Source organism: Alcaligenes sp. HNGD-HTN06 (assembly GCF_049932565.1).
Lineage (GTDB): Bacteria > Pseudomonadota > Gammaproteobacteria > Burkholderiales > Burkholderiaceae_B > Alcaligenes > Alcaligenes ammonioxydans.
The window spans coordinates 1,628,486-1,649,451 of sequence record NZ_CP187782.1 but is presented as its reverse complement, the minus strand read 5'-3'; the positions used below and the strand labels follow the sequence as shown (position 1 = coordinate 1,649,451).

General features: G+C 55.5%; 21 protein-coding genes and 1 tRNA gene. 10 read left to right on the top strand and 12 right to left on the bottom strand.

The genetic code is table 11. The annotated features are described in order from the left end of the window. The first annotated feature begins 79 nt into the window (after positions 1-79). Complete coding sequence (locus ACOZ42_RS07475) at positions 80-1,783, top strand: sigma-54-dependent Fis family transcriptional regulator (RefSeq protein ID WP_131071673.1); 1,704 nt, start codon at positions 80-82, stop codon at positions 1,781-1,783. Positions 1,784-1,837: 54 nt separating this feature from the next. Here the strand turns inward: ACOZ42_RS07475 and ACOZ42_RS07470 are convergent, their stop codons facing one another. After that, the gene (locus ACOZ42_RS07470) at positions 1,838-2,434 is read right to left on the bottom strand and encodes an HD domain-containing protein (protein WP_426345768.1); all 597 of its coding nucleotides are present in this window, start codon (positions 2,432-2,434) and stop codon (positions 1,838-1,840) included. 215 nt (positions 2,435-2,649) lie between these two features. Between ACOZ42_RS07470 and ACOZ42_RS07465 the strand changes: the two genes are divergently transcribed. Continuing rightward, positions 2,650-2,922, top strand: coding sequence for a hypothetical protein (locus ACOZ42_RS07465; RefSeq protein WP_003800445.1), 273 nt, complete (start codon positions 2,650-2,652; stop codon positions 2,920-2,922). Positions 2,923-3,111: 189 nt separating this feature from the next. Here ACOZ42_RS07465 and ACOZ42_RS07460 read toward each other — a convergent pair whose 3' ends face one another. The 6 genes from ACOZ42_RS07460 to ACOZ42_RS07435 all read right to left on the bottom strand — a co-directional run bounded on the left by ACOZ42_RS07460 (position 3,112) and on the right by ACOZ42_RS07435 (position 7,442). Further along, positions 3,112-3,846, bottom strand: coding sequence for an amino acid ABC transporter ATP-binding protein (locus tag ACOZ42_RS07460; protein WP_426345767.1), 735 nt, complete (start codon positions 3,844-3,846; stop codon positions 3,112-3,114). Then, entirely contained in the window at positions 3,843-4,541 is a 699-nt protein-coding gene (locus ACOZ42_RS07455; RefSeq protein WP_426345766.1) for an amino acid ABC transporter permease, read from the bottom strand. The genes ACOZ42_RS07460 and ACOZ42_RS07455 overlap by 4 nt, the downstream gene beginning before the upstream one ends. Continuing rightward, a complete protein-coding gene (locus ACOZ42_RS07450; RefSeq protein WP_426345765.1) occupies positions 4,541-5,275 on the bottom strand; it encodes an amino acid ABC transporter permease in 735 nt (244 codons plus the stop codon). The genes ACOZ42_RS07455 and ACOZ42_RS07450 overlap by 1 nt, the downstream gene beginning before the upstream one ends. Positions 5,276-5,377: 102 nt before the next feature. Beyond that, positions 5,378-6,187, bottom strand: coding sequence for an ABC transporter substrate-binding protein (locus ACOZ42_RS07445; protein ID WP_003800452.1), 810 nt, complete (start codon positions 6,185-6,187; stop codon positions 5,378-5,380). A 170-nt stretch (positions 6,188-6,357) separates the two neighbouring features. Continuing rightward, positions 6,358-6,897 (bottom strand): lipocalin family protein, encoded by a 540-nt coding sequence (locus tag ACOZ42_RS07440; protein ID WP_059317696.1) that lies wholly within the window; start codon positions 6,895-6,897, stop codon positions 6,358-6,360. A 125-nt stretch (positions 6,898-7,022) separates the two neighbouring features. Continuing rightward, complete coding sequence (locus ACOZ42_RS07435) at positions 7,023-7,442, bottom strand: GFA family protein (protein WP_003800456.1); 420 nt, start codon at positions 7,440-7,442, stop codon at positions 7,023-7,025. Positions 7,443-7,678: 236 nt separating this feature from the next. Here ACOZ42_RS07435 and ACOZ42_RS07430 point away from each other — a divergent pair, with 236 nt between their 5' ends. After that, the gene (locus ACOZ42_RS07430; protein WP_039943113.1) at positions 7,679-8,083 is read left to right on the top strand and encodes a RidA family protein; all 405 of its coding nucleotides are present in this window, start codon (positions 7,679-7,681) and stop codon (positions 8,081-8,083) included. A gap of 196 nt (positions 8,084-8,279) precedes the next feature. On the opposite strand, the gene ACOZ42_RS07425 is transcribed toward ACOZ42_RS07430, so the two are convergent. Both ACOZ42_RS07425 and ACOZ42_RS07420 read right to left on the bottom strand, forming a co-directional pair. Next, entirely contained in the window at positions 8,280-9,707 is a 1,428-nt protein-coding gene (locus ACOZ42_RS07425) for an amidase (RefSeq protein ID WP_426345764.1), read from the bottom strand. A gap of 79 nt (positions 9,708-9,786) precedes the next feature. After that, on the bottom strand, positions 9,787-11,091 hold the full coding sequence (locus tag ACOZ42_RS07420; RefSeq protein WP_059317698.1) for an MFS transporter: 1,305 nt from the start codon (positions 11,089-11,091) through the stop codon (positions 9,787-9,789). Between the two features lie 78 nt (positions 11,092-11,169). On the opposite strand from ACOZ42_RS07420, the gene ACOZ42_RS07415 reads away from it, so the two are divergent. Then, the gene (locus tag ACOZ42_RS07415) at positions 11,170-12,183 is read left to right on the top strand and encodes an Lrp/AsnC family transcriptional regulator (protein WP_131071669.1); all 1,014 of its coding nucleotides are present in this window, start codon (positions 11,170-11,172) and stop codon (positions 12,181-12,183) included. Positions 12,184-12,420: 237 nt separating this feature from the next. Here ACOZ42_RS07415 and ACOZ42_RS07410 read toward each other — a convergent pair whose 3' ends face one another. Next, on the bottom strand, positions 12,421-12,594 hold the full coding sequence (locus tag ACOZ42_RS07410) for a YegP family protein (protein ID WP_003800466.1): 174 nt from the start codon (positions 12,592-12,594) through the stop codon (positions 12,421-12,423). 408 nt (positions 12,595-13,002) lie between these two features. On the opposite strand from ACOZ42_RS07410, the gene trhA reads away from it, so the two are divergent. Next, entirely contained in the window at positions 13,003-13,623 is a 621-nt protein-coding gene (gene trhA, locus ACOZ42_RS07405; RefSeq protein ID WP_003800468.1) for a PAQR family membrane homeostasis protein TrhA, read from the top strand. Positions 13,624-14,620: 997 nt separating this feature from the next. On the opposite strand, the gene ACOZ42_RS07400 is transcribed toward trhA, so the two are convergent. Beyond that, on the bottom strand, positions 14,621-14,830 hold the full coding sequence (locus ACOZ42_RS07400) for a cold-shock protein (protein ID WP_003800472.1): 210 nt from the start codon (positions 14,828-14,830) through the stop codon (positions 14,621-14,623). A gap of 507 nt (positions 14,831-15,337) precedes the next feature. On the opposite strand from ACOZ42_RS07400, the gene ACOZ42_RS07395 reads away from it, so the two are divergent. Beyond that, entirely contained in the window at positions 15,338-15,754 is a 417-nt protein-coding gene (locus ACOZ42_RS07395; protein ID WP_426345763.1) for a tyrosine-type recombinase/integrase, read from the top strand. Positions 15,755-15,910: 156 nt separating this feature from the next. Here the strand turns inward: ACOZ42_RS07395 and ACOZ42_RS07390 are convergent. Beyond that, positions 15,911-15,987 (bottom strand) — tRNA-Val (locus ACOZ42_RS07390). Between the two features lie 381 nt (positions 15,988-16,368). On the opposite strand from ACOZ42_RS07390, the gene ACOZ42_RS07385 reads away from it, so the two are divergent. From ACOZ42_RS07385 to nadB, 4 genes are all read left to right on the top strand, one after another. After that, complete coding sequence (locus ACOZ42_RS07385) at positions 16,369-16,863, top strand: YkgJ family cysteine cluster protein (protein ID WP_275694034.1); 495 nt, start codon at positions 16,369-16,371, stop codon at positions 16,861-16,863. Between the two features lie 71 nt (positions 16,864-16,934). Continuing rightward, positions 16,935-17,981 (top strand): NADP(H)-dependent aldo-keto reductase, encoded by a 1,047-nt coding sequence (locus ACOZ42_RS07380; protein WP_426345762.1) that lies wholly within the window; start codon positions 16,935-16,937, stop codon positions 17,979-17,981. A 198-nt stretch (positions 17,982-18,179) separates the two neighbouring features. Continuing rightward, the gene (nadA, locus tag ACOZ42_RS07375) at positions 18,180-19,313 is read left to right on the top strand and encodes a quinolinate synthase NadA (RefSeq protein WP_131071666.1); all 1,134 of its coding nucleotides are present in this window, start codon (positions 18,180-18,182) and stop codon (positions 19,311-19,313) included. Further along, entirely contained in the window at positions 19,313-20,947 is a 1,635-nt protein-coding gene (gene nadB, locus ACOZ42_RS07370; protein WP_426345761.1) for an L-aspartate oxidase, read from the top strand. Before nadA ends, nadB begins: the two co-directional genes overlap by 1 nt. Positions 20,948-20,966 lie beyond the last annotated feature (19 nt).

Below are 20,966 nucleotides of genomic sequence, written 5' to 3'. Positions count from 1 at the left end.
GAGTCACTAGAAAGACAGGCGGCATACTGGTTTTAGAAAACCCAAAAACACAATAAAAAAACACAAGATGGAGACTGCCATGGGGGCTACTGAACTCACCCTGCCATTGAGTCAGGACCTGATCGACGCCATTCGCTTTGACGCTCGTGAGGGAAAAATCTGGTTTAGCGAGCAACGCATGCTCTTGCTGCACGCCAGCGGTTTTGGTCAGTTGCGCAAAGAGCTGATTGCCTCTTTAGGCAGCGAGCGCGCCAAATACTTTCTGATGCGCTTTGGCTACCACGCGGGCATGAAAGATGCTGAGGTGTCCCAGAAAGTGCGCCCGGACCTGTCGCTGAAAGAGACCTTTCTGGCGGGGCCGCAAATGCACACCATTCGCGGCATGGTCAAAGTGGTACCTACCGCCCTGACCTTTGACCGCGATGCTGGCCAGTATTACGGCGAATTTGACTGGTTTGACTCCTATGAAGTCAGCAATCACCAGAAAGAGCACGGCCAGTCCAGCGAGCCCGTCTGTTGGAGCCTGCTCGGCTATGCGAGCGGCTACACCAGCTTTTATATGGGCAAGAGCATCATCTACAAAGAAACCCAATGCGCGGCCATGGGCCACAGTCACTGCAAAATCGTAGGCAAACCCGCCGAAGAATGGGAGCATGACGACCCCGAAATTGACCGCTTCATGCTGCCCGACCCGGTTCAGGACGAATTGTTTGCCTTGCGATGCGAGCTGGTGAAGTTACGTGAGCAGGAGTTCAAACGCTCCAGTGCCCACTTCACCTTGCCCAACTCCATCGGCCAGTCGGCGGCTTACCAGGCCGCCTGCCATTTGCTGGAGAAAGCGGCGCAAAGCAAAGTCTCCGTGCTGCTGCTGGGAGAAACCGGCGTGGGGAAAGAAGCCTTCGCACGCGGCCTGCACGCGGCCAGCGACCGGGCTGATCAGCCCTTCATCGCCGTGAACTGTGCCTCCATCCCGCCAGAACTGATTGAGTCAGAGCTGTTTGGTGTGGAAAAAGGGGCCTACACGGGCGCCCACAAGTCCCGCCCAGGCCGCTTCGAACGCGCTCAAGGCGGCACCCTGTTTCTGGACGAGATTGTGGAACTGTCACCAAGGTCTCAAGCTGCCCTGCTCCGGGTCCTGCAGGAACAGGAGCTAGAGCGCGTCGGGGATGAAAATACCCGTCACATCGACGTGCGTGTAGTGGCAGCAACCAACGAGGATTTGGCCGAGGCGGTTCAAAAAGGCAGTTTTCGCGCCGACTTGTACTACCGCCTGAATGTCTTTCCCATCCACATTCCGCCGCTGCGTGAGCGCAAAGAAGACATCCCGCTGCTGACCGAATATTTCCTGAACAAATACTCCAGCATGTACAAAAAGCACGTGCTGGGAGTGAGCGACCGCAGCCGGGAACTGCTGATGCAGTACGACTGGCCGGGCAATATCCGCGAATTCGAAAACATGATCGAGCGTGGTGTCATCCTGACCGAGCACAACCACGAAATCGAAACCCACCACCTGTTCCCCCAGCAAAAAAGTGCCTTGCAGTATCTGAGCAGTTTGAATACGCAAGGCTTTATGGCCAAGGAATCCTGTCTGAGCGCGAATCAGACGCAGTATCTGGAGAGTTTGCTGGAAACGCCCTTCAATCTGGACGAGCTGGAGGAACAGATCATTCAACTGACCCTGAAAAGGACAAACGGAAATATATCGGAAGCTGCCCGCAGACTGGGATTGACCCGGCCTGCATTGGCCTATCGCTTGAAAAAAGTGACGATGCCCGCTTGACGAGTCCAGTGCCTTTTTACAAGACTCGGGCCCTGTGTGAGCGCTCATTGACGTTTATGCACCAGCCTTGTCCGCATCCCCTGCCCGCTCATCCATGCGAGCACGGGTTTTCTCGTCAAGAATCTGGCGTAAGCGGGCCAGAAACGGCCTTATAGCCGTGTATTTCTCACCGTAAGTCAGGTTGAAGCCGTAATCAAAGTCCTGCGGATTGCGCCCCTGTGTGTGTTGCAAAATCGTTTCCAGCTTGTCCAGTGCCTTCACCATACGTGCTTCGGCTGAACTGGCATTTTCGTACTCTTCCCACAAGCCCAGAATGCCGGCCTGGGCCGTCGCATCCAGGTGGCAGGTCAGATAAGCCATATCCGCACGCTCCTGCTCGCTCTTATCAGGATGCTGATCTTTTTCAATGGCGGAAATATCGCCGTGCAAGGCCTCGCCCAAATCGTGGACCAAACAGATTTTAAAGACTTTAAGCATATCCAGATCACCGAGCTCATCCTGAAACAGCATGGCCATCAAGCACAAGCGCCAGGAGTGCTCCGCCGTGCTCTCAAGGCGCCCGGTCGACGTATGTCCACTACGCAATACACTCTTGAGCCGTTCCGCCTCTTCGAGAAAAGCCAGGCGTGATTCGAGTTTCTGTCTATCCATATAAGTTAACGCTGAGTTCGTGGCCAGGAAGCGGGCACTATAAGGCAGGCTGCGGGGCAACAAAACAAGGAGTCTATCGTTGCTCCGTCAAGACAAATCGCCAATGCTCGTTTCCTCAACTACGGGCCTCATTCCTTGCTTTGGTCGAGCGGATTGCACGAGATCTAGCCTGATTTCCTCTACCTACTACAATGGAGGCTTATCTAAGGAGTCTTATGTTGGAATTTCAGCCCCGTGAACGGGCGTATTTATCGGGTATCCGAGCCCTGACGAACGATCAGGACAACAATGAAGTGTTTGTCGGTATGACCGTAGCCGAGTCCATCTGGTACGCAAACTACGTAGAGCATTCCTACAAAGGGGATGTAGCGCGAGGCGACGAAGCCGAAGCACGTTATCTAGCCCTGCATGATCAGCATGAACAGGCACGCCGCGCCGTACTGGCCTCAGAATCCCTACTGCAATCGTTTGACACCGCCGCCCAGTAATTCTGAGTACATCGCGATCCACTCCAGGCCGGGCACGCATGTCATTCGCCCTGTTTCACCAAGCCTGGTTTGCTCGCCCGTAAAAAAGCCCGCCCATTTTTCCACAGGCGGGCTTTTTTTCTTGGTGACGGACTCTGGGCTCGGCACGGCTCGGCAATCAAGCAACTGGCTGCCGTGCACCACAACCAGCTACAAGCGCAGTTCCTTGGACAAAAAGGTTTGCACTCGCTGTGGCCGACCTGCCAAATCACCAAAGAACACATCCGTGGGCACGTCCTCCAGAATCTTGCCCTGATCCATGAAAACCATCCGATCGGCTACCTTGCGGGCAAAGCCCATCTCATGGGTGACGCACATCATGGTCATGCCCTCCTGCGCCAAGCTGACCATCACGTCCAGCACCTCATTGACCATCTCCGGGTCCAATGCGGAGGTGGGCTCGTCAAACAGCATGCAGACCGGGTCCATGCACAGCGCCCGCGCAATCGCGACACGCTGTTGCTGCCCGCCCGACAAACTGGCCGGATAACGATCGGCCAGCGCTTTCAGGCCCACCCGATCCAGATACAGCAAGGCCCGCTCGTTCGCTTCATCACGATCCCTGCCCAGCACTTTACGCTGCGCCAAGGTCAGATTGGCCATGACACTCAAATGCGGAAAAAGCTCAAAGTTCTGAAACACCATCCCGACCCGGCTGCGCAAGTCTGGCAGATTCGTTGCCGGGTCACCGACGGAAATCCCATCCACAACAATCGCGCCCTGCTGAAACGGTTCCAGACCATTGACGGTTTTCAACAAGGTGGACTTGCCAGAGCCCGAAGGCCCGCACACCACCACGACTTCCTGCCGGTCCACCTTGGCCGTACAGTCCTTGAGCACCTGAAATGTGCCATACCACTTGGAAACACTATCGATACGGATCATTTGCCATCCAGTCGCAGATGTTTGTCATAACGTCGGGCCACCCGGTTCGCGATCAACTCCAGCGTTGCGCAAATCACGTAGTACATCAACCCGACAAACAAGAAGATTTCAGTGGGGTGCACCATGACCCGGTTACTGACCTGAGTGGCCACGAAAGACAATTCCGCTACGCCAATGACATAGGCCAGCGACGTGTCTTTGATCAAGGCAACCCACTGATTAATAAAAGAAGGCAGCATTACCGGCAAAGCTTGCGGCAGGATGATGGACGTCATGATTTGGGCAGTTTTCAGCCCCAGGGCCTTGCCCGCTTGCCATTGCCCCGCCGACAAGCTGCTGATGCCCGCATACACCGAGTGCGCCAGATACGCACCGCCAATCAAGGACAAGGCGCAGACCACGGTAAACAAACCCGGCACATCCACCTTGAACAGAATGGGCAGCAAAAAATACACCCAGAAAATCAGCATGATCACGGGCACGGCGCGAAAAAAGCCCAGAAACAGCAGCAAAGCGGTATGCGCTACACCACGCGTCAACACCAACGCCACTCCGAACACCAAACCCAAAATGGCAGACAGGCTTGCCGAGAGCACGCTTAACAAGAGCGTCAGGGCTGCCCCTCCTAAAGGGCCGTGCGGATACGCCCCCACCAGGAAGTACAGGAGGTTCTCATGGATTACATCGAAGTTCATTACAGCCCACCTCGCACTTGCAGACGATGGCGTTGCAACCATTGCCCACCCACCTCAACCAGCATGACCAGCAAGACATACAACAGCGTGGCAATCCCAAAGGACTGGAAGGTCTTGAAGGTTTCGGTTTCCACCTGACGGGAGGCATAAGACAGCTCTGCCAAACCAATGGCCATGGTCAGCGAGGTGTTCTTGATGACATTCATGTACTGCCCGATCAGCGAAGGAAAGGTATTGCGCAAGGCTTGCGGCATCACCACATAGCGCCAGACCTGCATGGATGACATGCCCAGGGAGGCCGCAGCGGCCCATTGCCCCTTGCGCACCGCGCGCACGCCGGAGCGAAACTCTTCCGCAACAAACGCTGTGGTGTAGAGCGTCAGCCCCACAAAGGCGGCCAACATCTCAAAACTGGGCCACTGCACATCAAACAAAACCAGTTGCAAGACATGCTGGGTGTTCAGCCATTGAACCAGCTCCGGGGGCATCAGCGCGGAGGCACCGAAATACCAGAAGAACAGTTGCACCAACAAGGGCATATTACGGAACAAGCTAAGGTAGGCACGCACCGGCCAGGCCAGCCAGGCAAATGACGAGAGCCTGGCAATACACACCAAAAAACCCAAAACAGTTGCAGCGAAGGAAACGATTAAAGAGAGCTGAATCGTGACCCAGAACCCTTGCAGCAACCAGCCCACATAGTGGGGTGCCAGCCAGAAATCAGAAGACGGCATAGCAAACACCAAAAAGCAGGATCAACCGATCCCGCTGTTAAAAACACAAACAGGAAAAGGCCAGCCTGAACATGCGAGGCTGGCCTGCAAACACGTGGCGACTTACTGTTGCTGACCGATGCGGTACAAACGCTCCAGCGGTGTTTTGGATTGAGGACCAAACCAAACGTCATAAATGGCTTGTGCCTTGCCCTGGGCTTCCAGCTCCAGCAAGGTTTCATCCACAAAGGACTTCAGTGCTGTCTCGCCTTTGGGGATACCAATACCGATCAAGTCCTCGGAAATGCTAAAGGCCGGGATTTCATAGTTTTCCTTGTCCGGCACATTGGCCAACAGGCCGATCAGCTTGGGGCCATCCTGTGTGATAGCCTGCACATTGCCGTTACGCAAGGCGGTAAAGGCGAAAGGCGTATCGTCATAGGCAACCAGCTTGGCCTGGGGGTATTTTTCACGCAGGACGATCTCATTGACTGTGCCTTTGTCGACACCAATACGCAGCGAGTTCAATTGCTCGGGCGAGGACAAGACGCCTTTCTTGGCCAAGAACTGCTGACCCGATGCAAAGTACGGAATGCTGAAATCAACCTGTTTGGCGCGCTCTTCCGTGATGGTGAAGTTGGCCAAAACCAGATCTACTTTATTGGACGTCAACAGCGGCACACGATTGGCCGGGTTGGTTGGCAAGACTTCCAGCTTCACGCCCAGCTTGTCAGCCAGAGCCTGAGCAAAATCCACATCCAGACCGGTGATCTGGCGGGACTTCTGATCCACAAAACCAAACGGTGGATTGCTGTCGAAAGACGCTACTTTCAAGACACCCGTTTTCTTGATGTCATCCAGACGATCAGCCTGGGCCACTCCAGCCACCAACGCCAGGGTAAGGGTCGCGGCAATGCTTAAAAACGACTTCATAGTAAAAACATTCCGATAAAAAAATGGCACGTCCGATACATACCGTCGTGCCATTCGACCACAGCCGTCAGCCTTTCAAAACGATCAAATCTCCCCATGCTTATAACCAAAACATGTAAGGAGAGAGGCAAAACTGTGCTGCTGCGGCGCCCCCGCCCCTTAAAAGGCGACTATTGATTCGTCGGAATCACCTTTTGCACGGCAAAACCCTGTGATGCCGCATAGTCCAGCAACTGGCTCACCGTCTTGGGATCAGCCTGCTTGTCTCGGGACAAGACCCACAGATATTTCCGGTCTGGAGTTCCAACCAGAGAATACTGATAGTCTCCTTCCAGCTTCATGATCCAATAATCTCCCCAGACCATCGGGAGCCAGGACAACCATTTCGGAGCAAAGCGCACCTCCAGCACCGCCGGATCAGCTGGATTAACGCTACTGGCCAGCCTGCCCTGCCCCACCGCTTCTTTGACCTGACCATCGCTAGCCTGACAGCGATTGGTGACCGTGATGGTTTTGTCTGCCGCCATCACATAATTGGCCTGCACGTCCCCGACACACTCACGCTGAAAACTGTTGGGCAACCGTGCCTGCTCATACCAGGTACCCATGTATTGGTTCAAGTCCACGTCTTTTTGTGTCGCCAGGTCCGCCTGCGAGGTGGCGCAGGCCGCTAAGGTGACAGATAGTGATAGCACCATAATTTTTTTCATTAGAACTCCCCTTGAACACGAATCAAAGACTATTTCCGCCGACCTTCTCTTACGATTTTCACAGCGCTGCCCGGGCAGGGCGAGCAGCCGGCTTCCAGACCCGACTGCCAGGACAGCGCAAACAATCAGGAAAACAGCTTCACCACCTCCTCGCCGGTCATCTGCCGTGTTGAATTGGCAAACTGATAATTATCTGGTTTCTCATCGATAAAAACCTGCAGTTCAAACGGCCATTGCCCGCTCTCTTTGAACAGGCCGGCCGAAATAGCATGAAAGCCACCTGCCTTGAGCTCATAGAATAAATGCGTGCCGCAGACAGCGCAAAAACTACGCCGCGCCCATTCCGAGGAAGCATAAGACCTGACATGCTCTTTGCCCTCAATGACAGGGCTCTCATGCGTCTCTAATGAAAAGAACGGGCCTCCCGTCCAGTTTCGACAGATACTGCAATGGCAAGCACTGATTGTCGGGCTGGGCTGCGCAATACTGATTGACACCGCAGCACACAAACACGTGCCCTGAATCCGGGTTTGATCACTCGTCATAAACGCCTCCGTGGCTAGGACGTGAACTCATTCTAGCGGCTGCGCGGTCGAACAAGGGAAACTCGATGTAAGGTGTCTCCGCACTACGCCTCCAGTCTTGTGAGCCCTCTTGGTGAATCCCTGCCCGGGCCGGTATCTATTTTCCACACAGCCCTTGTCTTCTACCAGACAGCCCCAAGGTAGGAGGATGGCGTGTGAACACACCGCCTCAACTGACTTTTTATGTATTGATGAAGATGACTAAAAGCGCTATTAACCCCTCCACCGTATTCAATTCTCTGCAATACGGTTTCAGCCAAGGCTTGGTTGTCACCGGCCAACGCCGTGTCATGTTGTCCGGGCAAGTGGGCGTCAACGCCCAGGAACAAACCGTCAGCGGTGGTATGCGTGAACAGACAGAAGCCGCTCTGGACAATATAGAACTGGTTCTGGCCGAAGCGGGCGGCCGGATCGATCAGGTAATCATGCTGCGAATTTTTATTCGGGAAGATGCCAGTTCACCCCAAGAGCAGGATGAGATTGCCGCTGCATTATTGAAACGCTTTCCGGTCAATCCCCCCCCTTCCTCCTGGATTCTGATCAACGGCCTGGCCCGACGCGAATGGCTGATTGAGATTGAAGCAGAGGCCATGCTGGACTGATCGCGCGCACTATGCATTTTTAAATGCTGAGCGCAAAAAAAGACCTGGTATCGAACCGAGGTCTTTTTTTTGCTCTCTGTCTCCAGAGCCTGTGTGTGGGCTCACCCTGCTAAGGGCACTACTGAAAACAGAGCCTGCGCCCTGAGTGGGGAACGGGGAGCACCCAAAGAGCTGCAGGCGGGCTCAAGCAGTTTTTTTACAGCCCCCACGCCGTCAAATCCGGATGGCGGGAAAGTCGGCCAAGCGCGTGTTCAACCCCGTGCGCACAATCGAGCAAACCCGCATCACGTCCCCGCGGAGTCATTAATTGAATGCCCGTAGGTAAACCGTGCCCATCCAGCCCGGTGGGCAGAGAAATAGCGGCTGCTCCCAAAAAATTGCCGGGGCGCAGCAAGCGGCCCAAACCAGCATGCCGTACATCTTCAGGATCGAGCGGCTGAGCCACCTGATCGCAGGCGGGCATCAGTAACGCTGCAAAGCCATGCATCGCCTGCGCAAACGCCTGCATATCGGTTGTGCGTCGTTGCAAAGCCGCTTCATAAGCCGCTCTATCAATCCGCCCCCCCGCCAGGATGCGTTCCCGCACCACTGACCACAGGTCGTGTCGAGGATCGGCAGCGAGCTCACCGTAATATTGATAGGCCTCGTAAGCGAGCACAATCGAATTATCTTCAGCCAGTCGGGCAAAAGAACAATCCGGCGGCGGTGCCCAGGTCTGCAGTGATACGCCTGCCTCCTGCAAGCGCTCCAGCGTGGAATGCCAGCTCGTTTGTGTGTCACGGTCCAACGTCGCGGGCCAGTCCGTCTCGTCCAGCACGGCAATCGAACCCTGTATCGGTGCAACAGGTGCGCGCAAGGCCGCCACACACCCGGCAGGCAACGCCAGCGTCGAAGGATCGGCAATGTCCGGGCCTGCCAACAGCGCCGTCACTTGACGGGCATCGGCCACACTGCGCGCGATGGGTCCCAGAACATCCAGGGTCGCAGACAAAGGCAAACTGCCTGCACAACTGATCACGCCGGTCGAAGGCTTGTAACCGACAAGGCCATTAAGTGTGGCAGGAGCACGTACTGAGCCGCCCGTATCGCCTCCCATGGCCATCGGCACCAGACCAGCCGCTACCGCCACCCCACTGCCACTGGAGGAGCCCCCCGGAGCACGCGCGACGACCGCATCCCAGGGATTGCGCGCCGTGCCCTGGCTAGGATTCTGCCCGGATAAGCCAAAGGCGAACTCGGTCATCCGGGTTTTGCCCAGCACCACCAAGCCGTGCGCCATCAAGGAGCGCAGGACAGCTGCCGTCTCGGTACTAAGCTTGCCGCCCCGGCTTTGCGAACCGAGAGTCGCCTCGGTACCCTCCCATTGCACACTGTCCTTGACGGCCACGGGCACACCATGGAAGGGTCCCAGCACAATGCCCGCCGCCAGCAAACGATCGGCCGCGTCCGCCTGGGCCAGGGCGCGTTCGGCTGTGATGACACTAAAGGCATTGAGCTCGGCTGCACGCTCGATACGATCCAGAAAATACGTGGCAACCTGGCGGGCGCTTAAGCGGCCCTGCCGAATCTCCTGCCCAATCTCCAGAGCATCTCGAAAATGAAGGGCGACATCTTGTTTCAACATGGGGTTTCCTGAAAATCACACAGCCCGCATCGCGGGCTGTGTCTACTACCCGGCCATACACCGGGCTAAACAGGCGCGATCAGCGCAATTTTTGTCCGACTGTCTCGGGCATACGTATAAAGGTGACCAAGGTAATTACCGCGCCAGCCAACACATAATAAAAGAACCATCGTTCCAGGCCATTGCTTTGCAACCAGGTCAACAGATAAGGCGTCGTGCCTCCCAACAAAGCCACCATCAGGTTATAGGGGGCACCGATGCCAACCGCCCGGACGCTGGTCGGGAACTGCTCAGACATAATCGCTGGGCCGATCGAGGTATACATGGCGTACAGGACCAGACCAAACAGCTCCACCAACAAAATAGAACCGAAAGACGGGCCCAACGTGCTCATCAGCGGATAAAAGAAGAACAGGTACCCGGCCGCAAAAACGATCAATTGTGGTTTGCGTCCGATCCGATCGGACAAGGCACCGAACAAGGGCTGGACCACCATGAACACAATCAAGGCCACAGTATTGGCGGCAAATGCAACCTTGGGATCGGCCTGCACATGGCGGATGGCATAGGTCGGCACATAGGCGACAAAAATATAGAACGCAAAGGTTGTCAGCACGGAAAAACCGATAATGCGCAGCACTTCTCTGGGGTAATCACGCAGCAACGTGCGCAAAGGCTGCTTTTCAACCCCTGCTTTCTTGCTTTCGGAAAAAGCCTCGGTCTCGGGAATCGAGCGTCGAATCCACAGACCCACTACCCCGCCCAATGCCCCCAGCAGAAACGGAATACGCCAACCCCAGGCGGCCATTTCCGCACGCGTCAACCAGGTCGTCAGCACCCACCCTACGGCCGAAGCCGCCAGGATACCGACCGCCGCACTGAAGAAAACAAAGCTGGAGTAAAAACCGCGGCGATGGGGCGGCGCCATCTCGGTCAGAAAAGTTGTTGCCGAGGCATACTCTCCTCCCAAAGACAGACCTTGCAACAGACGGGCAAGGGTCAATAAAAGAGGAGCCGCCAAACCGATTGCCGCATAGGTCGGGGTTACTGCGATAATAAGCGACCCTCCGGCCATCATCAGGATAGTCAGTCCTAAAGCGGCTTTGCGTCCGTAACGGTCGGAGAAGATACCAAGCAGCCAGCCGCCGATGGGACGCATGAAAAAACCCACTGCAAAAATACCAAAGCTGGCCAGCAGTGCCGTGGTTTCATTTCCTTCAGGAAAGAACTGACTGGAAAAAAAGATAGCGAAGGAGGCGTAAATGGTCCAATCGAACCATTCAACCGCGTTGCCTACACTACCTGCCACAATGGTGCGAACGCGCGAAACCGGAACGGGGTCCACTCCTGTCGGGGCGCTCGGACGTAGAGAGGGAGTGCTCATGAATTCCTCAATTTATTTATTTTTGGTCAAAACAGGTTTAAAAAGTTTATTTTTTAGCAATTAAAGAAGGTTAATTAGATGAATATGGTCACGTCAAGCAAGGGTAAACCCTTGCTACCCACTCTCGATGACACCGATCTGGCCTGCCTGATTGCCTTGCAGGCAGAGCCACGCGCCTCCTGGCGAGAGCTCGGCGCGGCCGCCGGCATCGCCGAACGTACAGTGGGAAGACGGATCAAGCGCCTTTTGGAAACAGGCGCCCTGCGCGTCATTGCCGAAACCGACCCGTTGACCACTGGCAAGGGGGTGGTCTTGCATGCCTGGATGCGCTGTCATGCCGGACAAGTTCCTTTCGTGGCCGAAAAACTGGCCCAAATGGAAAACTGCCAATTGGTGGTCACCTTGGCAGGCTCCGCAGACTTGATGGCCGAACTGACACTTGCCGATGAGGCAGACATGCCCGAACTGGTGACCCGCAGCCTTCCCTGCATGCCCGGCGTCGAGCATGTCGATGCACGCCTGGTACTACGCTCATTTCGACGGGCAGGTCAGTGGCGCATACAGGCCAAGCCAGCAGACACGACCGACAGCCACTCCACGCACGCTCCCCTGGCACTGACCGAAGCCGAACACCGAATCGCGAATGGGTTAAAAAGGGATGGTCGGGCCAGCCTGGCCGATTTGGCCGAGCAGGCTGGCGTAAGCGAACCGACCGCGCAACGGCTTTTACAGCATCTGGTAGAGCGTAAAGCGCTGTCTTTCCGGGTCGAAGTGGAGCCCGCTTTGGTAGGCTTTCCGGTTGAAGCTGTGGTTTCGATACAAGTGCGCCCTCAGGCGGTCAATACGCTGGCAGCACACCTGGCGCAGGACCCCAATACCCGTTGTCTCTTTGGCACCAGTGGCCCTTCCCAACTTTTCTGGCACGTGCTGTGCCGCGACAGCCTTCAGCTTTGGGATGTAGTGACGCGTCGGCTGGGGGAAATAGAAGGCGTGCTCAACAGCAACGTGGCTGTGGTCATGCAGGCCCACAAGCGCTGCGGCATCGTACGCAGCCAAGATAACGCCCAAGAACAAAAAATGGAGCACGAATGACAGAACGGCGTGTTGACCGCGCCGTCCTGTTTCTTTCGTCCAAGCCATGAGCCTGCCCAATGGCAGGCGGCGACGACTCTGTTCACACACCGTACCTGTCTGCACCGCCGTTGCAGGAAGCCTCCGCCAGGCGACGGCGTAATGGCAAGGCCCAAGATAAAAAGACACACGGACAGGCGGGCTGAGCTCTCGTCCACGTTCCCGACTGAACGAAGAAGGGGCAACAAGGGCCCCTATCTATTCCTCCACAACTGGCGCATCCGGTATTCCTTTCTTGACCGACTCAATACTGTTTTGAGCACTCTGCTTACTGGTATAGCCTTCCGAGCTGACGCAAATAATATTGCCGTTTGCCGCCTTGAACCGCCAGCGCCATTCACCCCCTTTGTCCTTGTAAAGCACAAATTTCATGATGACCCTCCCAGAGTAAAAACGCACATTGCGCTGCTGCTATCCTAGGGCCAGACAGGTTCAGCAGACATTGGGGTTTACCTGACAGCATCGCCTTGTCGGGTTAGCCAAACCGGCCACAGCGCTAGGCTAGGAGACACGGCGTCCACTTTGAACCTGACGGAGTATGCGGACACCGCACGAGCCCCATTTCCGTAAGGGAATAAGCTTGGAGCCAACACAAAAACAGCACGATCGCCAAAAACGGCGCCGTACGGCAAGAAATTAAAAAACACGGCGGTTCATGCCCCAGGTATTGCGCGGACTTGATCAACACCAATACGGGCTTCGAAGCGATGCACTAAGCTTTTCCCTTTCGGCAACAGTCTTCCATTGTGCCTGCCCTGTGTTCGGAGAGAAGAGGGAATCATGTATTACGGTGAACGATTCAATGCCTGGTCACATTTGATCGGCGCGGTTCTGGCCATCGGCGGTGTCTCCTGGCTGCTGGTCATGGCAAGCTTTACGGGCGACCCTTGGCGCATTACCAGCACAGCCATCTATGGCACTACGCTTGTCCTGCTTTACCTGATCTCCACGCTGTACCACTGCTTCCAGGGACGAGCCAAACGCGTATTTCGCAAGATGGACCACTTTTCCATCTATTTGCTGATTGCGGGAAGTTATACCCCCTTTTGCCTGGTAACGCTGCGAGGACCTTGGGGATGGAGTCTGTTCGGCGTGGTCTGGGGTCTGGCTCTCATCGGTATCCTTCAGGATATCCGTCCACGTTCGCCAGCACGCGTCTTGTCGCTGGTCATTTATGCTCTTATGGGCTGGATTGTCTTGCTGGCGCTGGAGCCCCTGGCATCCAGTCTGGGCTCACAGGGCTTTTCCTGGTTGGCGGCAGGAGGGGCAATTTATACTGCCGGCATTGTTTTTTTCGTGTTTGACGAGCGCTTCCGACATTGGCACGGCATTTGGCATTTATTTGTACTGGCGGGCAGTGCAGCACATTTCCTGGCCATATCCCAATACGTGGTGATGTAAAGCCAACTCCAGCCAACCACTCCCTGATGATCAGGCGCTTGTACGAAGCGCTGGCCTACCCAAGCGGCTCCCCATGGGTAGCTCTGCTTCGACGCTGATAATGATCAGCGCCACGCTTGTCCTACAAGGCCCCTCATAGCAACCTGACAAACACAATCGCTTTAATGACAGGGAGATAACTCAACAAAATTCCGATAGTTATCAACGCTGATAAAGCTTATCGGGCTTTCGGGACTGTAAATCAAGCGCTTATTACCGCGATAGCCTCGCGACACATCCAGGTCAGCACTAAGCCACTGCACATTAGCGGGCAAGCCTGGGCCTCTGAAAGCGTCCCCTCCTATCAATTTCTGATTGGTTGCCCTAAGCCCCCACAGACTGTCTGAAGCCTTCCCAGACCACCCCAGTCTCCTTGCTTCGTTACTTGTCAGGTACTGAGGAGGAAGCCTTTCGTACTGCTTTATTTGGCGAAGCACATGGACAAGCGCCTTCACGTCATTGATGACCGGCATCCCTTTCTCTGAGAGAAACTGGTTGACCTCTCTCACTTCCTGCTCACACGACACCCTCGTCTGAGCGTGGGCGCTACCGATCAACATGCTACAAGCGATGGCACCTAGTGTTAGTGCATTTATTTTTCTCATTATTTGACTATTTGACATTATTAAATGCGCGATTCTATCACCAACCACTGCGCCGTTACCTTATTCTCAACGCTAGGCGTTGAAGCTAGCAACAGCGCGTCTATTTCAAGAAGAAGCGTGTATGGATGGAGGTTGAGAATCAGCTTGTCATGCCCTTCCCTATCATGCTCATAGCGTCGTCTCTGCCAGAAACACCCTCATTGACAGAGGGTCAGGGGCACCGATGCATCGTCACGGGCCATGCCTGCATGAGGGCAAGGGGCACTTGCATACGAAAAGGCCGAACCCAATGTTTCAAAGGGTCCGGCCTTAACCGATCAACTCAACACTTGCCTAATAAGGCAAGCAGGGGATCAAACGATTTGGATCTGGGTAGCGCAAGGGCCTTTTTGGCCAGCGCCTGCAACGAAAGAAACTCGCTGATTCTCTTCGAGAGATTTAAACCCAGTACCCTGAATTTCACTGTGGTGTGCGAAGAGGTCTTTACCGCCACTTTCCGGTGCGATGAAGCCGAAGCCTTTTTCGTTGTTGAACCACTTCACGATACCAATTTCTGTTTTCAATGTATGTCCTAATTGTTCAAGGGAAAAATCTCCCTGAACACACTATGGACCTTATTCAGAGATATAGATAGCGCTGTTACAAACTAACTAGCCAAACCGCGTTCAATCTTGGCTCTGCAGCCACCGCCTTCCCACTCCCTCAAGCATTTCAATATCAAAACTGCCTTGTCATGAGCAACGAGAGTACCGCGAACGATAGGATTAGATCCCCGGACATGGCGGTCACGGCCTACGCGTAGATGCAGTGACAGGCACAGGCTAAGCCTCTTGCCTTTCAATGGAGCCTGACGCGGCGCAAACCCCACGGGGTTATGCATGACAGCGCTTGCAGTGCACAGTCCATGCGCACACGGGCTGTGGCTGAGCGTAACAGCGCCTATATTGCGAAGCACACCCGCTGCTCCCTCATTTAATTACACCCCCGCCCCACCCACGAGCGAGCGGCAATGGGCGCGCTCGGAAGAGTGTAATAGGGCCGATGCACTATGGACCAACCCTACTGAGCGCATGAAAGGCTGGCTGATCCAAAAACAAAGCGCCGCGGATCACCTGGTTCCCCTGTCGCGCCAAAGCCTACAAATTCTTGAGTCGCAGCACAGCCTGTCCGGCCGGCATGCGTTTCTCTTTCCGGGCGTACACAATCCTCGCTCAATGCCTATCAGCAGCGAAGCGATGAACCGGGCTTTAAAGATTATGGGATTTGGCGGCCTGCAGACGGGCCAGGGCTTTCGTGGCTTGGCTTCCACCATCATGAACGAGCAAAGCGGTTTTCGCTCAGAGGTGATTAAGCGTCAGCTGGCACACCGTGATCGCAATAAGATACGCCGTGCCTACGACCATGCTCAACAGATGACAGAGCGCCATGATCTGATGCTGTGGTGGTCGGACTACTTGGATGAACAGTTGGGGGAAGCGCCAAAATAGCCATGTCACCATTCGTTTCGTCCGTGCCCCCATTCATGCCACCAAAATACCTTGGCGGGGCTTGGCGCAGCTTGGAACGCTGGGCAACAAAAAAGCCCCAAAGTATTGATCTTTGGGGCTTTTCTTGGCACAGCGTGGTGCTGTGTGCATGTATTTTGGTAGGCAGTACTGGATTCGAACCAGCGACCTCTACGATGTCAACGTAGCGCTCTAACCAACTGAGCTAACCGCCTGCGGTGAAGAAATGAAATAATAGATCTTCCCTATGAGGCTGTCAACACTATTTTGCGTTTTTCCATAAAAAATCCCTTATTTTTTTCTCCACCTATCCGCTCGAACGCATCAAAATCCCCAGAATAAGCTCCAAGCCATTGTTTTACTTAGAATAAAACGAAAACCTATCGTTCCAAAAAATTTTGGGTGTTTTCTGCTCAACTCATCACAAGATACATATGGATACATCAATTCTGTCTCGCCTCAGCATCACGCCCCTGGGGGTATACACGATTTTTCTATTCAAGTTCTTCGCGCAAAAATAAAATAAATGCTTTACGCCTGCAGATACGCGATCTGATCTGAACCGAATTTGCGGCTACTACGGGACATCCACGCACATGACTTGCTCTTCTCTCCCGCCTACCCCCACTACTTTGCTTGACTTGCCTGGCGTTCAAGAAACAACGCTGGAAACGGTGCTTTATACGCCCCCCAATGATGAGATTTTCGACGAAAACCCCTGTTTGAGCTGTGGGGTGTGCTGCTCACACTTTCGGGTTTCCTTCTATAGTGGCGAGTTAAGTGGCGAGACGGGCGGGACCGTTCCGGTCGAGTTGACCACCCAGGTCGGGCCGCTGCGCGCGTGCATGAAAGGCACAGAACAAGGTGAGGGTCGTTGCATTGCCTTGCGGGGCACCTTGGGTCAGCCAGGCATTCATTGCGCCATTTACCCGGACCGCCCTACCCCCTGTCGCGACTATCAGATCTGGGAACTGGATGGCAGCCCCAACGTCGACTGCCAACGTCTGCGGGCCAAGCACGGTTTGCCCCTGCTGCCCAAACGTCCCTTACCCGCTCCGCCCGCCTTGCCCGAGCATGATGAAGCCGCATAGCGTCTGGTAAATACGCTACCATGCACGATTTGTAGGGCCGCCCGGCCCTGCGTTTTCGGGAGTCGAAGTAGATGGAATACCGCAAGCTGGGCAATACAGATCTGGACGTCAGCCTGATTGGTTTGGGCACCATGACGTACGGGGAACAAAACAGCGAGGCCGAGGCGCACGCTCAACTGGACCTTGCCTTGGAGCTGGGGGTAAATCTGGTGGATACCGCCGAAATGTACCCTGTCCCTCCTATGGCAGCCACACAGGGTTTGACCGAGCAATATATTGGTACCTGGCTGGCGAAAACGGGCCGTCGCAAGAATATTGTGTTGGCCAGCAAAATTGCCGGTCCGCAGCGCGACCCCAAGCGTCCCGGACACATCCGTAATGGCAGCACAAGCCTGGATCGCAACAATCTGGAACAAGCCCTGCATGACAGTCTGCGCAGACTGCAAACCGACTACCTGGATCTGTACCAGTTGCACTGGCCAGACCGTAGCACGGTTACGTTTGGGCAGCGCAGTTACCCCTGGAAAGAGGAAGACACCGTCCCTATTGAAGAAACTCTGGCGGTACTGGACGACTTTGTACGTCAAGGCAAGGTGCGGCATATCGGTGTTTCCAATGAAACGCCCTGGGGGGTTTCCCGCTTTCTGGAATTGGCGCGCACCCAGTCCCTGCCTCTGATTGCCACCATCCAGAATCCCTACAACCTGCTGAACCGGGTGTTTGAAGAGGGCCTGTCCGAATTTTGTCGCTATGAAGGACTTGGGCTTCTGGCCTATTCGCCTTTGGCGATGGGTGTGCTAACCGGCAAATATGATCACGGCGCACGCCCCGAGAAGGGTCGCTTGACACGGTACAACCGATTCACGCGTTATGACGCGCCGCGGGCTCGTGAGGCCGCGTTGGCCTACAACGAACTAGCCCGTGAATATGGTCTGACACCGACTCAGCTGGCTTTGGCATGGGTAAACCAGCAAGCCTTTACCAGTAGCAACTTGATTGGTGCAACCACCCTGGAGCAATTGCGCGAAAACATTGCCAGCGTGGATGTTCAGCTCAATGATGAACTGATCAGCAAAATCAACGCCATTCATCACCACACGCCCAATCCGGCGCCGTAAGGGACTTGGCCCCGCTTCAATGTCATGACGCGGGGTCTCCTTTTTCTGACTGAATCTGTCCTTGTGCTTGCGAAGCATTGATTTTTTAATTATGCTCAAAAAAAGCATAACAAAAAAACAATTTTCCTTTTCGCTCGACGTTTCACCGCGGCCATTTTTTTAAATCATTTATGCTCAATTTGAGCATCAAGGACACTCATGACTCAGCGTTTCCCTATTGATGTCTGTCAGCCCGATTCACAGGATGCCTTAAACCGTCAGATTGGCTGGCATGAAGTCCCATCCCCGATCAAGTCACAAAACGATAAAGCGGCTTTGAAACAAGTCTTGGCCACGGAGCTGAAGGCCCAGGATGCGGTGCTGGTGGCCCATTACTACACCGATCCCGATATTCAGGATCTGGCGCTGGAGACCGGGGGCTGCGTGGGCGACTCCTTGGAAATGGCTCGCTTTGGACAAGAGCACAAAGCCAGCACGGTCCTGGTAGCCGGTGTGGGTTTCATGGCAGAGTCCGCCAAAATCCTGAGTCCGGAAAAACGGGTCCTGGCCGTCCACGATCAAGCCACCTGCTCACTGGATCTGGGCTGCGCCCCGCAAGACTTCAAACAGTTTTGCGCCGCTCACCCGGACCGGGAGGTGGTTGTCTATGCCAATACCAGCGCGGCGGTGAAAGCTCAGGCAGACTGGGTGGTCACGTCCTCGATCGCACTGGACATCGTGCGCCATCTGCATGCGCAAGGGAAAAAAATAGTGTGGGCGCCCGATCGTCATTTAGGTGCGTACATCCAGAAGCAGACCGGAGCGGACATGCTGCTCTGGCAAGGCTCCTGTCTGGTTCACGACGAGTTCAAGGCCGACGGCTTAAAAGCGTTGATGAATGAGCATCCGCATGCTCAGGTACTGGTCCATCCAGAATCGCCAGCTGCGGTGGTGGCCTTGGCCGATGTGGTTGGTTCCACCACACAACTGCTGCGCGCCGCTGTCAACCACCCTGCCGACACCTTTATCGTGGCGACCGATCAGGGCATTTTGCATGCCATGCGTCAACAGGCCCCAGGCAAAACCTTTTTGGCCGCCCCTACAGCAGGCGAAAGCGCCACCTGCAAAAGCTGCGCCTATTGCCCCTGGATGGCGCTGAACAGTTTGCAAGCGCTGCAACAACGCTTGAGCGAGCCGGGCCCGGGTATACAAATCGAGCCCGCATTACAGCAAGGCGCACGACGCTCCCTGCAAAGGATGATGGACTTTGCAGCTGCTCATCAGAGAACACTGCGTGTAGGAGCTGATCTCGCCCAACACAGCCAGCAGTTTCTGCACGTAGGGGCCGCCTGATGCCGCGCCTTAGCACAAAGACGGATGTATTGATTATTGGGGCGGGCCTGGCTGGCACCAGTCTGGCTCTGTCTCTGCCTGCCTCCATGAAGGCAACGTTGCTGAGCAGTGGCGCGGCTCCGTGTAGCGCAAGCACGATGGCGCTGGGGGGGCTGGCTGCCGTACTCAGCGCCCAGGACAGTGTGGAGCTGCATATCGAGGACACCCTGCAGGCAGGTGCCCACCATTCCGATGCGGATGCTGTGCGCAACATCTTACAAGCCGCGCCACAAGCGGTGCAGTGGCTGCTGGAGCGCCAGGTGCCTTTGGACAGAACACCAGACGGGCAACTGCACCTGACCCGCGAAGGGGGGCACAGCCAGCGACGTATCGTGCACGCGGCGGATGCCAGTGGGTACGCCATCATGCAGGCCTTGTACCCCCAGCTACAACAAGCCACACAACTGCTCCAACGCACAAACTGCCTGGCATTGGCCTTGCGCCGGAATGAACACGGTCGTGTAGCGGGGGTTGATATTTACGACAAACAAACCCATCGTCATGAAACGATTCTAGCGGACCATGTGGTGCTGGCCACGGGCGGGCTCGGCAGTCTGTATGCCCACAGCACCAATCCCGACACCGCCAAAGGTGAAGGCGTGGCTTTGGCCTGGCGCATAGGCGCAGCAATCCGCGATCTGGAGTTCGTGCAGTTCCATCCCACCTGCCTGTACACACAAGGGCCGACGTTTCTGCTTACCGAAGCCTTGCGGGGTGAAGGTGGCCATTTACTGGATGCACATGGTCGTCGCTTCATGCCGGACTATGATTCCCGCGCCGAACTGGCCCCCCGCGATATTGTGTCGCGAGCCATTGCAGCACAAATGAAACAAGAGGACCGTGCGCACGTCTGGCTGGATGTGCGCCATCTGGGTGCCGATACGTTGCAGCGGTATTTCCCACGGGCTTTGCAAGAAGGTTTACGCCGCGGCCTGGATTTACGCCAGGACTGGATACCTGTCGCGCCGGCAGCGCATTACAGCTGTGGAGGGATTCAAACCGACCTGTTCGGTCGCACGAGCGTTCCGGGTCTGTATGCGATAGGGGAAGTGGCCTGCACCGGTTTGCACGGGGCGAACCGCTTGGCCAGCAACTCGCTGCTGGAGTGCGTGGTCATGGGGCGGGCAGCAGCGCAAGCCATCGAAGGGAGCCGGGCCGCTCATTGTTCCGCCCTGACTCCCGAGGACGAAAGATCAAAAACGGCACCGACCTTCGCAGGATCACCGCACACCCCTGCGCCCGCACGCGACAACAACAACAACAACAACAACAACAACAACAACAACAACAACAACAACAACAACAACAACATTCCCTGCAAAGACAAGGGAACACTGCATCGCCCACCCACACCCCTGTTCCCCACCCTGCCTGCCTTGCAAAACCTGATGCAAGAGCATGTCGGTCTGCTTCGCAATAGAGCGGGTCTGGCGCACGCCATCCACACCCTGAGCGACTGGCGAGAGCAAATTCGCCGCCTGCCCGACACGGTCGATCATCGCATTGGCAGTCTGCACCTGGACACCGCCTGGTTGCTGGCCCACGCGGCTCTGGCCCGCCCTCACAGTCTGGGCGCGCATTTTCGGCTGGACTAGAAGCCTTAGTTCCATGAGA

What these genes read in the sequence shown, in the direction of transcription:
- ACOZ42_RS07475 (WP_131071673.1), top strand. Translation starts at nt 80, where the DNA reads ATGGGGGCTACTGAACTCACCCTGCCATTGAGTCAGGACCTGATCGAC.
- ACOZ42_RS07470 (WP_426345768.1), bottom strand. Translation starts at nt 2,434, where the DNA reads ATGGATAGACAGAAACTCGAATCACGCCTGGCTTTTCTCGAAGAGGCG.
- ACOZ42_RS07465 (WP_003800445.1), top strand. Translation starts at nt 2,650, where the DNA reads ATGTTGGAATTTCAGCCCCGTGAACGGGCGTATTTATCGGGTATCCGA.
- ACOZ42_RS07460 (WP_426345767.1), bottom strand. Translation starts at nt 3,846, where the DNA reads ATGATCCGTATCGATAGTGTTTCCAAGTGGTATGGCACATTTCAGGTG.
- ACOZ42_RS07455 (WP_426345766.1), bottom strand. Translation starts at nt 4,541, where the DNA reads ATGAACTTCGATGTAATCCATGAGAACCTCCTGTACTTCCTGGTGGGG.
- ACOZ42_RS07450 (WP_426345765.1), bottom strand. Translation starts at nt 5,275, where the DNA reads ATGCCGTCTTCTGATTTCTGGCTGGCACCCCACTATGTGGGCTGGTTG.
- ACOZ42_RS07445 (WP_003800452.1), bottom strand. Translation starts at nt 6,187, where the DNA reads ATGAAGTCGTTTTTAAGCATTGCCGCGACCCTTACCCTGGCGTTGGTG.
- ACOZ42_RS07440 (WP_059317696.1), bottom strand. Translation starts at nt 6,897, where the DNA reads ATGAAAAAAATTATGGTGCTATCACTATCTGTCACCTTAGCGGCCTGC.
- ACOZ42_RS07435 (WP_003800456.1), bottom strand. Translation starts at nt 7,442, where the DNA reads ATGACGAGTGATCAAACCCGGATTCAGGGCACGTGTTTGTGTGCTGCG.
- ACOZ42_RS07430 (WP_039943113.1), top strand. Translation starts at nt 7,679, where the DNA reads ATGACTAAAAGCGCTATTAACCCCTCCACCGTATTCAATTCTCTGCAA.
- ACOZ42_RS07425 (WP_426345764.1), bottom strand. Translation starts at nt 9,707, where the DNA reads ATGTTGAAACAAGATGTCGCCCTTCATTTTCGAGATGCTCTGGAGATT.
- ACOZ42_RS07420 (WP_059317698.1), bottom strand. Translation starts at nt 11,091, where the DNA reads ATGAGCACTCCCTCTCTACGTCCGAGCGCCCCGACAGGAGTGGACCCC.
- ACOZ42_RS07415 (WP_131071669.1), top strand. Translation starts at nt 11,170, where the DNA reads ATGAATATGGTCACGTCAAGCAAGGGTAAACCCTTGCTACCCACTCTC.
- ACOZ42_RS07410 (WP_003800466.1), bottom strand. Translation starts at nt 12,594, where the DNA reads ATGAAATTTGTGCTTTACAAGGACAAAGGGGGTGAATGGCGCTGGCGG.
- trhA (WP_003800468.1), top strand. Translation starts at nt 13,003, where the DNA reads ATGTATTACGGTGAACGATTCAATGCCTGGTCACATTTGATCGGCGCG.
- ACOZ42_RS07395 (WP_426345763.1), top strand. Translation starts at nt 15,338, where the DNA reads ATGAAAGGCTGGCTGATCCAAAAACAAAGCGCCGCGGATCACCTGGTT.
- ACOZ42_RS07385 (WP_275694034.1), top strand. Translation starts at nt 16,369, where the DNA reads ATGACTTGCTCTTCTCTCCCGCCTACCCCCACTACTTTGCTTGACTTG.
- ACOZ42_RS07380 (WP_426345762.1), top strand. Translation starts at nt 16,935, where the DNA reads ATGGAATACCGCAAGCTGGGCAATACAGATCTGGACGTCAGCCTGATT.
- nadA (WP_131071666.1), top strand. Translation starts at nt 18,180, where the DNA reads ATGACTCAGCGTTTCCCTATTGATGTCTGTCAGCCCGATTCACAGGAT.
- nadB (WP_426345761.1), top strand. Translation starts at nt 19,313, where the DNA reads ATGCCGCGCCTTAGCACAAAGACGGATGTATTGATTATTGGGGCGGGC.